Here is a 14,103-nt window from a genome sequence, read left to right as displayed (position 1 = left end):
GGAGCGAGCCTGCTCGCGATGACGGCGGTACATTCAGCATTAATATTGGCTGACCCACCGCTATCGCGAGCAGGCTCGCTCCCACAGGTCGCCCTGTCAGCCATTGAAGTTTGTTTTTGGAGATGATGATTTTGCCTGGGAGAGCGTTATGAAACTGCTGGTCGTCGAAGATGAAGCGCTGTTGCGCCATCACCTGCAAACCCGCCTGACGGACAGTGGCCACGTGGTCGAGTCCGTGGCCAACGCCGAAGAGGCGCTGTACCAGACCGAGCAGTTCAACCATGACTTGGCGGTGATCGACCTCGGCCTGCCGGGCATGGGTGGTCTCGACCTGATCCGTCAGCTGCGCTCGCGCGGCAAGACCTTCCCGATCCTGATCCTCACCGCCCGCGGCAACTGGCAGGACAAGGTCGAAGGCCTCGCCGCCGGCGCCGACGATTACGTGGTCAAGCCGTTCCAGTTCGAAGAACTTGATGCCCGGCTGAACGCGTTACTGCGCCGCTCCAGCGGTTTCACCCAGTCGACCATCGTCGCCGGGCCGTTGCTGCTGGACCTCAATCGCAAACAGGCGTCCCTCGACGATCAACCGCTGGCGCTGACCGCTTACGAGTATCGGATCCTCGAGTACCTGATGCGGCATCACCAGCAAGTGGTGGCCAAGGATCGCTTGATGGAGCAGCTCTACCCGGACGACGACGAGCGCGATCCGAACGTGATCGAAGTGTTGGTCGGCCGTCTGCGCCGTAAACTTGAAGGCCCGTCCGGCTTCAAACCGATCGATACCGTGCGTGGCCTCGGCTACCTGTTCAATGAGCGCTGCACTTGATTCGTTCCCTTCGTGTCCGTTTGATGCTCGCCGCCACGATCCTGGCGGTGTTGTTCATGCTGGCGTTGCTGCCGGCGATGCAGGGCGCGTTCAGCCTGGCGTTGCAGGATTCCATTGAGCAGCGCCTGGCGTCGGACGTCACCACGCTGATCTCTGCCGCGCGAGTGGAAAACAACAGCCTGCAAATGCCAGCGCAGTTGCCCGATGAGCGCTTCAACTTGACCGACAGCCGTTTACTCGGCTACATCTACGACCGCGAAGCTCACCTGGTGTGGCGCTCGAAAGCCACCCGCGAAGAGAAGATCAACTACAAACCGCGTTACGACGGACGCGGCAACGAGTTCGCCCGAATTCGTGAGGCCGATGGCCAGGAATTCTTCGTCTATGACGTCGAGGTCAAACTGCTCGGCGGCAAGAGTGCGGCGTTCAGCATCGTCGCGCTGCAACCGGTGCGTGAGTACGAAGCCACCCTCGAAGGCCTGCGGGAAAACCTCTACCTCGGATTCGGTGCCGCCTTGCTGGTGTTGCTCGCGCTGCTGTGGATCGGCCTGACCTGGGGCTTGCAGGCGTTGCGCCGGCTCAGTCAGGAACTGGACGAGATCGAAAGCGGCACCCGCGAAAGCCTCAGCGAACAACACCCGCGCGAACTGCTGCGCCTGACCGGCTCCCTCAACCGCTTGCTGCACAGCGAGCGCGAACAACGCAGCCGCTATCGCGATTCCCTCGACGACCTGGCCCACAGCCTGAAAACCCCGCTGGCCGTGCTGCAAGGCGTCAGCGAAGACATGGCCCGGCGCCCGGCCGATCGTGATCAGGCCTGGGTGCTGCAAACCCAGATCGAACGCATGAGTCAGCAGATCAGCTATCAACTGCAACGCGCCAGCCTGCGCAAAAGCGGCCTGGTGCGTCACCAAGTGCGCCTGCAACCCGTGCTGCAAAGCCTGTGCGACACGCTGGATAAGGTCTACCGCGACAAACGCGTGCGGGTCGCCTTCGATCTGCCGGCGCAGTGTTACGTGCCGATCGAGCAGGGAGCGTTGCTGGAAATGATGGGCAACCTGCTGGAAAACGCCTATCGCCTGTGCCTCGGCGAAGTACGTATCAGCGTGCGCGAAAGCCTGAGCGGGATTGAGTTGTGCGTTGAGGATGACGGGCCGGGCGTGCCACCGGATCAGCGAGCGCGAATTCTGCAAAGGGGAGAGCGGCTGGATCGCCAGCATCCGGGGCAGGGGATTGGCCTCGCGGTGGTCAAGGACATTATCGAGAGCTACAGCGCCAAGTTGACGCTGGGGGATTCGCCGATGGGCGGGGCGGCGTTCCGGATTCATTTTCCGGTGGTTTGACCGAAAGGTTGATTGTGTTCTTTCGGGCCTCATCGCGAGCAGGCTCGCTCCCACAATTGGATCTGCGTCGTTCGCGAAAAGTGGATACCCCGCAGATCCCCTGTGGGAGCGAGCCTGCTCGCGATGGGGTCAGTGGCTACGCCAGAAAAAACCAGCGCAAGAACTCAATTTTCTTGAGCCCGATAAGCGCCCGGCGTCAGCCCGGTCCATTTCTTGAACGCCCGGTGAAACGCCGACGGCTCTGAAAACCCCAACTGCTCGGCAATTTGCTGCAACGACAAATCCGCCCGCCCCAGGTGATAAATCGCAATGTCCCGGCGCAGTTGATCCTTCAATTCCTGAAAACTCGACCCTTCCTCCCGCAAATGCCGACGCAACGTCTGCGGGCTGATGTGCAAGTGCGCGGCGACCGCTTCCAGGTCCGGCCAGTGTGAACTGTCGCGGCTGAGCAACCTTCGCAACTGGCTGCTCAAACTGTCGCCGTCATCCGGGCGCGACAACAGGTCGGCGGGGGAGTGTTCGAGGAAATGTTTGAGCGTCCGTTCGTCCTGCAACAGCGGCATGTCCAAGTAACGACTGTGAAACAGCAGGCTGCTCTGATCGGTGGAAAACTCCAGAGGGCAGGGGAACAGCAAATCGTATTCGGCGCCGTGCTCGGGTTTCGGGTAGCTGAACGTCGCCTGTTCCAGCCGAATGCGCTGGCCGATCAGCCAGCTGCCGAGTCGATGCCACACCATCAACTGGCTCTCGGTGAGGAAGTGGTCCGGGTCGCGGAACTGCGAATCGTCGAGGCTCAGGCGAATCATGTCGTCTTCGCGGGTCAGGGTCAGACGCGGACCGTCGGGGAATAAGCTATAAAACAATAAGCCGCGATGAAGTGCTTTCTCCAGATTGCGGCAGTGGATCACCGCATGGCACATCATCGCGAAACTCCCGGTTTTGCTCGGGACCGGCCCGAAGCCCAGGTATTCGTCGTCCAGTGCCAACCACAGTCCCTGGATCAATCGGGTGAACTGTTCAGGCGCGATTCTCGCTCGTGGCTCTTCAAGCAACTCGGGGCTGATGCCCAGTTGTTGCAGCAGGTTTGAATAGTCATAACCCAGCCGGCGTGCGCCACCGAGGGCGGCACGGGCGAAATGACTGGCGATGGTGCGTTCGCGCATAGAAGGCAAGTCCGTCCATTGAACGGCGGATGGTAGCCGTGGTGCCTGATGATGGACAAGGCGGATATCCGCCAATTTGTAGGACGAGGTTTGGTCGATGGGCGGAAATCCGCCACTTTACCGTAACCGCTTGGTGACAAAGAAAAACCTGCAACCCTTGATGTCAAAAGGCTTGATGGCGATTTGGCGAAGGTGGCACGGGCCTTGCGATACAACCTGCAGATGCCTGCCGTTGCGCAGCTCGACAAAACAAATCCCTCCAGTGCAGGAGGGTTCGCAATTGAAGTGTCTTTGGCAACAGATGGATGTTGTCACCGGGCACTCTTGAGGAACTTTGCAATGACGACTCGTCAGCCACTGTACAAATCCCTGTATTTCCAGGTGATCGTTGCTATTGCCATCGGCATCCTGCTCGGTCACTTCTACCCGCAGACCGGTGTAGCCCTCAAGCCGCTGGGTGACGGGTTCATCAAACTGATCAAAATGATCATCGCCCCGATCATCTTCTGCACCGTCGTTAGCGGGATCGCGGGCATGCAGGACATGAAGTCGGTCGGCAAGACCGGCGGTTACGCGCTGCTCTACTTCGAAATCGTTTCGACCATCGCTTTGCTGGTGGGTCTGGTGGTGGTCAACATCGTGCAGCCGGGTGCCGGCATGCACATCGACGTCACTACGCTGGATGCCTCCAAAGTCGCTGCTTATGTAGCGGCCGGTGCTGATCAAAGCGTTGTTGGCTTCCTGTTGAACGTGATCCCGTCCACCATCGTCGGCGCGTTCGCCACTGGCGACATCCTGCAAGTGCTGATGTTCTCGGTGATCTTTGGTTTCGCCCTGCATCGCCTGGGTGCCTATGGCAAGCCGATCCTGGACTTCATCGATCGCTTCGCCCACGTGATGTTCAACATCATCAACATGATCATGAAGCTCGCGCCAATCGGTGCCTTCGGTGCCATGGCCTTTACCATCGGTGCCTACGGTGTCGGTTCGCTGGTGCAACTGGGTCAGTTGATGGCCTGCTTCTACATCACTTGCCTGTTGTTCGTTCTGGTGGTGCTGGGCGGTATCGCTCGCGCTCACGGCTTCAGCGTGCTGAAAGTGATCCGCTACATCCGTGAAGAGCTGCTGATCGTGCTGGGTACTTCCTCTTCGGAATCGGTGCTGCCACGCATGCTGATCAAGATGGAACGCCTGGGCGCGCAGAAATCCGTTGTGGGTCTGGTGATCCCGACCGGTTACTCGTTCAACCTCGACGGTACGGCGATCTACCTGACCATGGCCGCGGTGTTCATTGCTCAGGCAACCGACACCCATATGGACATCACTCACCAGATCACCCTGCTGGTGGTGTTGCTGCTGTCCTCTAAAGGCGCTGCGGGCGTGACCGGTAGTGGCTTCATCGTGTTGGCGGCCACCTTGTCCGCCGTTGGCCACTTGCCGGTTGCCGGCCTGGCGCTGATCCTCGGTATCGACCGCTTCATGTCCGAAGCCCGTGCCCTCACCAACCTGGTCGGTAACGCTGTTGCCACCCTGGTTGTGGCCAAGTGGGTCAAGGAGCTGGACACCGACGTGATGCACGCCGAACTGGCTTCTGGCGGTCGCGGTATCTCCGACGAGCCTAAAGACGATGTTCTGGGCCACGTCGAAGAGGCAACCCCAAGCAGCGTCAAATAAGACGGCTGCACTGAAAAAACCCGCTTCGGCGGGTTTTTTCATGCCTGGGATTTGAGCGCAACGGTCAGCGCATCTGACGCATAAGGTGATTGCTGCAAGGGCGCTGGCTGCCTAGTCTGGAGGCATCGTTTACGGAGAACGCCCATGCTCGGTCCACTGGCATCACTCAAGGTTCTGGATTTCTCGACACTGCTGCCGGGGCCGTTCGCCTCGTTGTTGCTGGCGGACATGGGCGCCGAGGTGCTGCGCATCGAATCGCCAACGCGCATGGACCTGCTGCGGGTTTTGCCGCCTCACGATCAGGGCGTTTCCGCCAGCCACGCCTACCTCAATCGCAACAAGCGCAGCCTGGCGCTGGACCTCAAGCAGCCTGAGGCGCTGGAGGTGATCAAGCAGTTGCTGCAGGACTACGACATCGTGCTGGAGCAGTTCCGCCCCGGCGTGATGGAACGATTGGGCCTGGGTTATGAAGCCTTGAAGGCGATCAATCCGAAACTGATTTACGTGTCGATCACCGGTTACGGCCAGACCGGCCCCTACAAGGACCGCGCCGGCCACGACATCAACTACCTGGCGCTGGCGGGGCTGGCGAGCTACACCGGCCACGCCGACAGCGGGCCGTTGCCGTTGGGCATGCAAGTGGCGGATATCGCCGGCGGCTCGTTGCACGGGGTGATCGGGTTGCTGGCGGCGGTCATCGCCCGGCAGCAAACCGGACAGGGGCAGCATCTGGATGTGAGCATGACCGACTGCGTATTCAGCCTGAACGCCATGGCCGGCGCCGGGTATCTGGCCTGTGGCGAAGAGCCGGGAAGGGAGGAGCAGATGCTCAACGGTGGCAGTTTCTATGACTATTACCGTTCCCGCGATGGTCGCTGGTTCTCGGTGGGCAGTCTGGAGCCTGCGTTCATGAAACAACTGTGCGCGGCGCTGGGGCTGGAGGAGCTGGAAACCTTGGGCTTATCGCCGGAACCGGCCTTGCAAAAGGCGCTGAAGAACGCGCTGAGGATTGAGTTCGAGACCCACGATTTCGCCGAGTTGTGCGCGCTGTTTGCCACGTTGGATGCGTGTGTCGAGCCGGTGTTGAGTTTGAGCGAAGCGGTGCGGCATCCGCAGTTGAAGGCTCGGGCGCTGGTGACCGAAGTGCCGCGTGGTGACGGGACGACTCAGGCGCAGATGGCGTGTCCGTTGAAGTTTTCAGATGGGTTGCCTGAGCCACGGCATATCGGTGCGGCCATAGGGCAGCATACGGATCAGGTGTTGGGGGAGTTGGGGTATAGCGCTGAGCGGATCGCAGAGTTGCGCCGTGCCAAGGTGGTTGTGTAGCGCCTGGTCAGACGCCATCGCGAGCAGGCTCACTCCCACAGGGGATCTTCGGTGTGACATAAATCCAGTGTGGGAGTGAGCCTGCTCGCGATGAGGACAGCACAAACACGAAAATCTAACTACTCGACCCGCATTTCCCCACTGAACACCAACGTGCTCCGGCACCGCCGGCACAGATACCGCCGCCCCTGTCTCACCAAACCATGGCGCTGGGCGGAAAACGGAAAGTCGCTGTCCACACACGGGCATTTGTAGATGTAACGGGTCACGCTGCGGCGTTTGACGTCATAGGTGTGGCAACGATTGGGCGGCAGTTCGTACACGCCGCGCATGATCAGTTGCCACTCTTCGCCATGGGGCTGGATGCGGTCGCCGAACAGTTGATGAGCGATCAGGTGCGCAACCTCGTGGGCCACGGTTTGTTTGAGGAAGTCTTCGGTATTTTCCCGGTACAACTGTGGATTGAAGCGCAGCAGGTTCTCGTGCAAATGCGCGACACCGGCTTTTTGCCCGCGCAGCTTGAGGCTCACCACGGGGCGTTTGAAAGGTCGTTTGAAAAAGGATTCGGCTTGTTGGTAACAGTCTTCGACGCGGGTATTGAGTTGCTCGGGCATGCTTGATGGATCTCCAGAGACGTCGAGTATGCCGCAACGTTCGAGAGTTGCGAATCGCCGAGGCGCCGAATGGTCGTCACCGTTTTCTATCCTTGAACATTAGAAGGCCGCCTTGCGGCGGCCTGTGTTGGCAGATCTTGTTTTTGGGTGAAGTGTTGCTAATTCGTATAGACCGGCCCCACGCCGAGTCCCCAGACAATGACCGTGAACGCCATGATGGCTACCAGCACCACCAGGCCTACCGCAAGCACCGAACTCGAAAACAGAAATCCCTCGTCTGATGGAATATTCATGAAAGTGGGTAGCCCCACATACAGCAGGTACACCGTGTAGCAGATGGCCGCGGTGCCGACGATCATCCCAAGCCACATGTGTGGGTACAGCGCCGCCAGACCGCCGATAAACAGCGGTGTCGCGGTGTAGGTCGCAAATGCAACGCAGCGTGCCAGGCTCGGATTGGCATCATAGGTGCGAGCCATCCAGTGGATGAACGCGCCCATTACCGCCACACCGCCGAGCATCGCCAGGTACGACATGACCGTCATCCATATCGCGCTTTCCACCGTCAGCATCACCGGTGCGCGACTGCCAATGACCCAGCCGACCTGTGTGGTGCCAATAAACGCCGACACAGCAGGGATCGCCGCCAGAATCAGGGTATGAGTGAGATACATGTGGCTGATGCTTTCCTCCTGATCGCCACGAATCTCTTTCCATTCTTGGTCAGGGTGGGTGAAGAGCCCCACTACGTGATGGATCATGCCAGTCACTCCTCTTGTTTTTACCATCGCCCCCCATTGGAGCGCCTACAGGCCAAAGTGGCCGAGTAAGGAAAGGTCTGGATTATGTGTGCGACCTTATGTCGCAGTATAGAAAGGTCTTAACGGCGCGGGTTGCAGGGCTTTAGAGCAAATTGCGCTGTAAACACGCCTGTTAATCGCCGCAGGGTCTGTGCCTTGTGAAAACTGTGGCGAGGGGGCTCTTGTGGCGAGGGGGCTTGCCCCCGTTCGGCTGCGAAGCAGTCGTAAAACAGTCGCTGCGGTTTACCTGTAGAGCTTAGTCGCCTGTTCGGGGCCACTTCGTGGCCCAACGGGGGCAAGCCCCCTCACCACAAGAGCCCCTCGCCACAAGTGCAAAGTTTTTGCGTAAAATGCGGGCCTTTCGTCACACCTCACGGATTTCGCGTCATGGGCACTCTTACGGTCAACCAGAACAAACTGCAAAAGCGCCTTCGCCGCCAGGCCGGCGAGGCTGTTGCCGATTTCAACATGATTGAAGACGGCGACAAGGTCATGGTCTGTCTGTCCGGTGGCAAGGACAGCTACACCATGCTCGACGTGCTGTTGCACTTGCAGAAGGTCGCCCCGATCAAGTTCGAGATCGTGGCCGTGAACATGGACCAGAAACAGCCGGGTTTCCCTGAGCATGTGCTGCCGGCCTACCTCAAAGAGCTGGGCATCGAGTACCACATCGTCGAGAAAGACACTTATTCGGTGGTCAAGGAGCTGATCCCGGAAGGCAAGACCACCTGTTCGCTGTGCTCGCGCCTGCGTCGCGGCACGCTCTACACCTTTGCCGACCAAATCGGCGCGACCAAGATGGCCCTCGGTCATCACCGCGACGACATCGTCGAGACCTTTTTCCTGAACATGTTCTTCAACGGTTCGCTCAAAGCCATGCCGCCGAAGCTGCGCGCCGACGATGGCCGCAACGTGGTGATCCGCCCGCTGGCCTACTGCAACGAAAAAGACATCCAGGCCTACTCGGACTTCAAGCAATTCCCGATCATCCCGTGCAACCTCTGCGGCTCCCAGGAAAACCTGCAACGCCAGGTGGTCAAGGACATGCTTCAGGAATGGGAACGCAAGACGCCAGGCCGGACCGAAAGCATTTTCCGCAGCTTGCAGAACGTGATCCCGTCGCAATTGGCGGACCGTAATCTGTTCGACTTCACCAACCTGCGTATCGATGAAACCGCCGCGTCGCGCTTCGTCAACGTCGTAAACCTCTAAACACAATCACTGTGGGAGCCAGCCTGCTGGCGATAGCGGTGGGTCAGACACATCATTGTTGACTGACCCACCGCTATCGCCAGCAGGCTGGCTCCCACATGAATCTGATCACTTACTCATCAGGAAAGGGCATGCGCGATTACAAGTGGCTGCACGAATACTGTCTGAACCGCTTCGGTTCGGCAGCTGAACTGGAAGCCCATCTGCCCGTTCCGAAAACCCCGGCGCAATTGCGCAAGATCAGCGACGACCGCTACCTCTCGACCATGGCGCTGCGCGTCTTCCGCGCCGGGCTCAAGCACAGTCTGGTGGACGCCAAATGGCCGGCGTTCGAAGAAGTGTTCTTCAAGTTCGACCCTGAGAAAGTCGTGCTGATGAGTGCCGAACACCTTGAGCGTTTGATGCAGGACGCGCGGATCATTCGCCACCTGGGCAAACTCAAGAGCGTGCCGCGCAACGCGCAGTTCATTCTGGATGTGGCGCATGAGAAGGGCAGCTTCGGCGCGTTGATCGCCGATTGGCCGGTCACGGATATCGTTGGGTTGTGGACCTACCTGAAAAAGCGCGGTCATCAATTGGGCGGGTTGTCGGCACCGCGGTTCTTGCGGATGGTGGGCAAGGATACGTTTGTGCCGAGCTACGACGTGGTCGCGGCGTTGAATGCGCAGAAGATCGTCGACAAGGTGCCAACCAGCCTGCGGGACCTGGCGTTGGTACAGGATGTGTTTAACCAGTGGCATGAACAGAGTGGCGGGCGGCCGATGAGCCAGATATCGATGATGCTGGCCTACACAGTGAATCATTAAGACCGAGTCGATCCCTTCGCGAGCAAGCCCGCTCCCACATTGGAATGCATTCCAGTGTGGGAGCGGGCTTGCTCGCGAAGGCGGTGTGTCAGGCGACGGAGGTTTCGCCTTCACCCGCCAACTTGCGGTTCAACTGAAACCGCCACCGCACATACAACAGCGCCGAGCAGAACACCGCCAGGCTCGCGCCCATTTCCAGCAAGCCAAACAACTGCCGGTTCGGGTCATACGCCGCCAATGCGCCCTTGATGAAATACAGGTTCACCACAAAACACATCCATGAATGCCCGCGCGCACTGCCGATAATCATCCCCGGCGCCAGCAACAGCAGCGGCACCAGTTCGATCAGCAGAATCACCCACGGCCGGGCGCCGTGCAGGTCGGCGACCACCAGGTAGTAGGCGCACAGCAAACCCACCAAACCGAAGTAGCACAGCAGGCTGATGACGCGCATCGCTCGGACCCGGGGTTCGAGCCATTCGATGGAGGGCAAAATCTTCGGCTTTTTGGCCACGTCAGTTCCCCAGTTTCTGTGCAGTCTTCGCCAAGCGCAGGCCCAAGGCCCGACACAGCGCAACTTCATGTTCATTCAAACCGCTTTTGCCATCCGCCCCGGCGTGATGGCTGGCGCCGTAAGGCGTGCCGCCGCCACGGGTTTCCAGCAGGGCCGATTCGCTGTAAGGCAGGCCGGTGATCAGCATGCCGTGGTGCAGCAACGGCAACATCATCGACAGCAGCGTGGTTTCCTGGCCACCGTGCAGGCTCGCGGTGGAGGTGAAAACGCCGGCCGGCTTGCCCACCAGAGCGCCGGTCAGCCACAGGTTGCTGGTGCCGTCGAGGAAGTACTTGAGCGGCGCCGCCATGTTGCCGAACCGGGTCGGGCTGCCCATGGCCAGGCCCGCGCAGTTCTTCAAATCGTCGAGGCTGGCGTACAGCGCGCCTTCGTCCGGGATGTCCGGCGACACGGCTTCGCATTCGCTGGATATCGCCGGAACCGTGCGCAACCGGGCTTCAAGGCCGGCCTGCTCGACACCTCGGGCGATCTGCCGGGCCATTTCATTGGTCGAGCCGCTGCGGCTGTAATACAGAACCAGAATGTACGGCGCACTCACGGCAGCAGCTCCAGCACATTCTCCGGCGGACGGCCGATGATGGCTTTGTCGCCGACTTCGAGAATCGGTCGCTCCATCAGTTTCGGGTTGGCGGCGATGGCGGCGATCAATTGCGCCTCGCTCAGGTTGCTGTCGGCCAGGTTGAGGGTTTTGTACTCGTCCTCACCGGTGCGCAGCAGTTGCCGGGCGCTGATGCCGAGCTTGGTCAGCAGGCTCTGGATTTGCGCAGCGTCCAGCGGGGTGTCCAGGTAGCGGACCACCGTCGGGGTCAGGCCACGGGCTTCGAGCAGTTCGAGCGCACCGCGGGATTTCGAGCAGCGCGGGTTGTGATAAAGCGTCAGATCGGTCATGTGCGGTTCGCATCTTGCGTAAGGTGACGGCTATTCTAACTGTGCCGCGCGTAATCCAGAACCTTGGGAGGCGATGGGTCGCAGGCGCATTCAATTTTGAACAAGGAATACGACATGACTAGGCGACTGGCAGCAGCATTGGCGATCATCGGTGCGTTATTGCTGGGGGGCTGTGGTAACGACTATGGCATCGACCAGAGCGGCCAGAAAGTCGCCGCCGAACGTCTGGACAAACAATGGCTGGTGCTCAATTACTGGGCTGAATGGTGCGGGCCGTGCCGGACCGAGATCCCGGAATTGAACACCCTGGCCGATCAGCTCAAGGCCAGGAAGATTGGTGTGTTCGGGGTCAACTTCGACAATGTGCAGGGTGAAGAGCTGAAAAGCGCCAGTGAAAAACTGGGCATCAAGTTCACCGTGCTGGCTTCTGATCCGGCCGATCTTTTCGAGTTGCCGCGCAGTGAGGCGTTGCCGGTGACTTACATCATCGATAACAGGGGCAAGGTACGGGAACAGTTGATGGGCGAGCAGACGGCGGCGGGGGTGATGGCGAAGCTTGAGGCGTTGCAGGCGAAGAATTGAAGGTGGGGAGAGGGATCTGAATGCTGTGTTGATCTTTAGATCCAGCCCCTCACCCCAGCCCTCTCCCCACGGGGGAGAGGGGAAAGGGAGCAGATCGGGGGCTTTTCAAAGCCGGAGTTCGACTCGGACGTTCAGGTCGATGTAACTGGAAAGAACAACTCGGTTAGTCCCCTCTACCCCCTGGGGAGAGGGTTAGGGTGAGGGGTGGATCGAACTGACGAAACACATTTGAACAGCCAATCAACCCTCTTCAAGCCACCAACGCAACGGCTTGCCTTCTGCCGGCCAGAAACGCATCTGGTCGATCGGCGAGACGTCCCAGCGCTGAACGTTTTCCAACGCCTGGAGGAAACGTTTTTCCTGCTCCATCAGCGCCGGCGCACACAGTTTGCGGGTGCTGCCAACCTTGCCGAAGCTCAACTTGTCGCCTTCCAGGGTGTACGGCGCGAACCAGTGGTTGCAGCCGCCGTTGCCGTAGGCCCGACCGTCTTCACCGAGGGTGACGGTCAGGTGGCTGTAATCCATCAACGGACGTTCGCCAATCCACTCCAGAATGTAGCTGCGGTTGTGTTGCAATTGCACCGGCTCGGCGGCGCAGCCCAGCAGGCTGGCGCCAACCATAGTGGTCAGAGCGAGGCGTTTCATCACGCGGGCTCCTGGCATTTCGGGCACAGGTGCTTCTCGCCAACGGTGGTCCAGCCCAGCTCGGCAATCCGCGCGGTGGCAGCAGGCTTTTCAGCCTTGTTGCCCAGCTTGGCGTCGACCGCGAACTCAAAGTTCAGCTCTTTGGCGCAGCTGTCGCAGTTGACTTTCCAGGTGTGGATCGCCAGTTCACCGAACACCGGACCACTGGCTACCGCGACCCATTGGCCAGGCGGATTGATCAAGTGGCGAACCGTTTCGACGGTCAGGCGCATGGACAAGTCCTTGGCGCCTTTAAGGGTCACTACCAGCACGTCGTTGTTACGAATCGAGCCGCCGTTGCCGGTGACTTGATAACGCCCCGGCACAAGGGCGCGGCATTCGGTGAGGGTGTGTTGCGGGTTCATCAGGCTATAGCGGAAATCGTGTTCGACCATGGGTCCTCCAAATATGCGCGGCATGCTAGCACGGACATCAGCGCAGCATCGCGCGGGCGTATGACCTTCGATCTGGTTCAGTCACCCTTTACCAGATTCGCAGGCGCACCCGCCGCCCAGGCGGCGATGTTCTGCAGGGTGGTCGCGGCAATCGCGCCCAGGGCTTCGCGGGTCAGGAAGGCCTGGTGAGCGGTGACGATCACGTTCGGAAAGGTCAGCAGCCGCGCCAGCACATCGTCCTGCAGCGGCAGGTCGGAACGGTCCTCGAAGAACAGCTGTGCTTCCTCTTCATACACATCCAGCCCCAGATAACCCAGTTGACCGTCCTTCAACGCGTCGATCAGCGCCGGTGTGTCCACCAGACCACCGCGGCCGGTGTTGATCAGCATCGCACCCGCTTGCATGTGCGCCAGTGACTCGCGATTGATCAAGTGTTTGCTTTGTTCGTTGAGCGGGCAGTGCAGGCTGATGATTTGCGACTCGGCCAGCAGTTCCGGCAGGCTCAGGTAACGGGCGCCGAGGGCTTCGACTTGCGGGTTGGGGAAGGGGTCATACGCCAGCAATTGGCAGCCAAAGCCGTTCATGATTTTCGCGAAGGTCGCGCCGATCTGCCCGGTGCCGACCACGCCAACGGTCTTGCCCACGAGGTCGAAGCCGGTCAGCCCGTGCAGGCTGAAATCCCCTTCGCGCGTGCGGTTGTAGGCGCGGTGCAGGCGCCGGTTGAGCGCCAGGATCAGCGCCACCGCATGTTCCGCCACCGCGTGGGGCGAGTAGGCCGGGACGCGCACAATCGCCAGCCCCAGACGCTTTGCCACTGCCAGATCGACATGGTTGTAACCGGCCGAGCGCAGGGCGATCAGGCGTGTGCCGCCCGCGGCCAGGCGTTCGAGCACCGGCGCGCTGAGGTCATCATTGATAAAGGCGCAGACCACTTCGTGATGCTCCGCCAGCGCCACCGTATCAAGGCTCAGTCGCGCCGATTGAAAGTGCAGTTCAATGCCAGCCGGTAGCTCGGCACTGAGAAAACTGTCGCGGTCGTAGGTCTGGCTGCTGAAAAGAATCGTACGCATGCGGTCCTCCTGCAAAACTCGATCACGCTATATGTAGGAGCTGTCGAGCCTTGGCGAGGCTGCGATCTTTTGATCTTGCTTTGTTTGCCACGCTTGCGTGGCAACGTTTAATGAGATCGCAGCCTCGCCAAGGCTCGACAGCTCCT

Annotated in this window: 16 protein-coding genes; 7 read left to right on the top strand and 9 right to left on the bottom strand. The window is 59.9% G+C overall.

Features of this window, described 5'->3' with window-relative positions:
- Nucleotides 1-148: 148 nt before the first annotated feature.
- Together PMI27_RS14580 and PMI27_RS14585 are read left to right on the top strand one after the other, a co-directional pair.
- Nucleotides 149-826: a response regulator gene (locus PMI27_RS14580; RefSeq protein ID WP_008147973.1), complete on the top strand. Its 678-nt coding sequence runs from the start codon at nt 149-151 to the stop codon at nt 824-826.
- Nucleotides 823-2,169 (top strand): ATP-binding protein, encoded by a 1,347-nt coding sequence (locus tag PMI27_RS14585; protein WP_008147974.1) that lies wholly within the window; start codon nt 823-825, stop codon nt 2,167-2,169. Before PMI27_RS14580 ends, PMI27_RS14585 begins: the two co-directional genes overlap by 4 nt.
- Before the next feature lie 164 nt (nt 2,170-2,333).
- Here the strand turns inward: PMI27_RS14585 and PMI27_RS14590 are convergent, their stop codons facing one another.
- A complete protein-coding gene (locus PMI27_RS14590; RefSeq protein WP_008147975.1) occupies nt 2,334-3,332 on the bottom strand; it encodes an AraC family transcriptional regulator in 999 nt (332 codons plus the stop codon).
- A gap of 339 nt (nt 3,333-3,671) precedes the next feature.
- Between PMI27_RS14590 and PMI27_RS14595 the strand changes: the two genes are divergently transcribed.
- Nucleotides 3,672-5,006 carry a dicarboxylate/amino acid:cation symporter gene (locus PMI27_RS14595; RefSeq protein WP_008147976.1) on the top strand — a complete coding sequence of 445 codons (1,335 nt, stop codon included), beginning with the start codon at nt 3,672-3,674 and terminating at the stop codon, nt 5,004-5,006.
- Between the two features lie 144 nt (nt 5,007-5,150).
- The gene (locus tag PMI27_RS14600; protein ID WP_008147977.1) at nt 5,151-6,332 is read left to right on the top strand and encodes a CaiB/BaiF CoA transferase family protein; all 1,182 of its coding nucleotides are present in this window, start codon (nt 5,151-5,153) and stop codon (nt 6,330-6,332) included.
- Nucleotides 6,333-6,451: 119 nt separating this feature from the next.
- Here the strand turns inward: PMI27_RS14600 and PMI27_RS14605 are convergent, their stop codons facing one another.
- Nucleotides 6,452-6,946 (bottom strand): SprT family zinc-dependent metalloprotease, encoded by a 495-nt coding sequence (locus PMI27_RS14605; RefSeq protein ID WP_008147979.1) that lies wholly within the window; start codon nt 6,944-6,946, stop codon nt 6,452-6,454.
- 158 nt (nt 6,947-7,104) lie between these two features.
- A complete protein-coding gene (locus PMI27_RS14610; RefSeq protein WP_008147981.1) occupies nt 7,105-7,707 on the bottom strand; it encodes a Yip1 family protein in 603 nt (200 codons plus the stop codon).
- Nucleotides 7,708-8,133: 426 nt separating this feature from the next.
- Between PMI27_RS14610 and ttcA the strand changes: the two genes are divergently transcribed.
- Together ttcA and PMI27_RS14620 are read left to right on the top strand one after the other, a co-directional pair.
- The gene (gene ttcA / locus PMI27_RS14615) at nt 8,134-8,958 is read left to right on the top strand and encodes a tRNA 2-thiocytidine(32) synthetase TtcA (RefSeq protein ID WP_008147982.1); all 825 of its coding nucleotides are present in this window, start codon (nt 8,134-8,136) and stop codon (nt 8,956-8,958) included.
- Nucleotides 8,959-9,089: 131 nt separating this feature from the next.
- The gene (locus tag PMI27_RS14620; protein ID WP_008147984.1) at nt 9,090-9,764 is read left to right on the top strand and encodes a DNA-3-methyladenine glycosylase I; all 675 of its coding nucleotides are present in this window, start codon (nt 9,090-9,092) and stop codon (nt 9,762-9,764) included.
- A gap of 88 nt (nt 9,765-9,852) precedes the next feature.
- On the opposite strand, the gene PMI27_RS14625 is transcribed toward PMI27_RS14620, so the two are convergent.
- From PMI27_RS14625 to arsC, 3 genes are read right to left on the bottom strand one after another with little or no spacing between them, the layout of a single operon-like run.
- The gene (locus tag PMI27_RS14625) at nt 9,853-10,278 is read right to left on the bottom strand and encodes a DUF2069 domain-containing protein (protein ID WP_008147986.1); all 426 of its coding nucleotides are present in this window, start codon (nt 10,276-10,278) and stop codon (nt 9,853-9,855) included.
- A 1-nt stretch (nt 10,279) separates the two neighbouring features.
- On the bottom strand, nt 10,280-10,876 hold the full coding sequence (wrbA, locus tag PMI27_RS14630) for an NAD(P)H:quinone oxidoreductase (RefSeq protein ID WP_008147989.1): 597 nt from the start codon (nt 10,874-10,876) through the stop codon (nt 10,280-10,282).
- Nucleotides 10,873-11,226 carry an arsenate reductase (glutaredoxin) gene (gene arsC / locus PMI27_RS14635; protein ID WP_008147991.1) on the bottom strand — a complete coding sequence of 118 codons (354 nt, stop codon included), beginning with the start codon at nt 11,224-11,226 and terminating at the stop codon, nt 10,873-10,875. The genes wrbA and arsC overlap by 4 nt, the downstream gene beginning before the upstream one ends.
- Before the next feature lie 114 nt (nt 11,227-11,340).
- On the opposite strand from arsC, the gene PMI27_RS14640 reads away from it, so the two are divergent.
- Entirely contained in the window at nt 11,341-11,808 is a 468-nt protein-coding gene (locus PMI27_RS14640) for a TlpA disulfide reductase family protein (RefSeq protein ID WP_008147992.1), read from the top strand.
- Nucleotides 11,809-12,048: 240 nt separating this feature from the next.
- On the opposite strand, the gene PMI27_RS14645 is transcribed toward PMI27_RS14640, so the two are convergent.
- The 3 genes from PMI27_RS14645 to PMI27_RS14655 form a co-directional block, all read right to left on the bottom strand.
- A complete protein-coding gene (locus PMI27_RS14645) occupies nt 12,049-12,453 on the bottom strand; it encodes an META domain-containing protein (protein ID WP_008147994.1) in 405 nt (134 codons plus the stop codon).
- On the bottom strand, nt 12,453-12,887 hold the full coding sequence (locus tag PMI27_RS14650) for a hypothetical protein (protein WP_008147995.1): 435 nt from the start codon (nt 12,885-12,887) through the stop codon (nt 12,453-12,455). Before PMI27_RS14650 ends, PMI27_RS14645 begins: the two co-directional genes overlap by 1 nt.
- Nucleotides 12,888-12,964: 77 nt before the next feature.
- A complete protein-coding gene (locus PMI27_RS14655) occupies nt 12,965-13,957 on the bottom strand; it encodes a 2-hydroxyacid dehydrogenase (RefSeq protein ID WP_008147996.1) in 993 nt (330 codons plus the stop codon).
- Nucleotides 13,958-14,103 lie beyond the last annotated feature (146 nt).

This window comes from Pseudomonas sp. GM41(2012), from assembly GCF_000282315.2.
Lineage (GTDB): Bacteria > Pseudomonadota > Gammaproteobacteria > Pseudomonadales > Pseudomonadaceae > Aquipseudomonas.
Note: the sequence above shows the minus strand (reverse complement) of the source record. Positions and strands in the feature narration are given on the sequence as shown.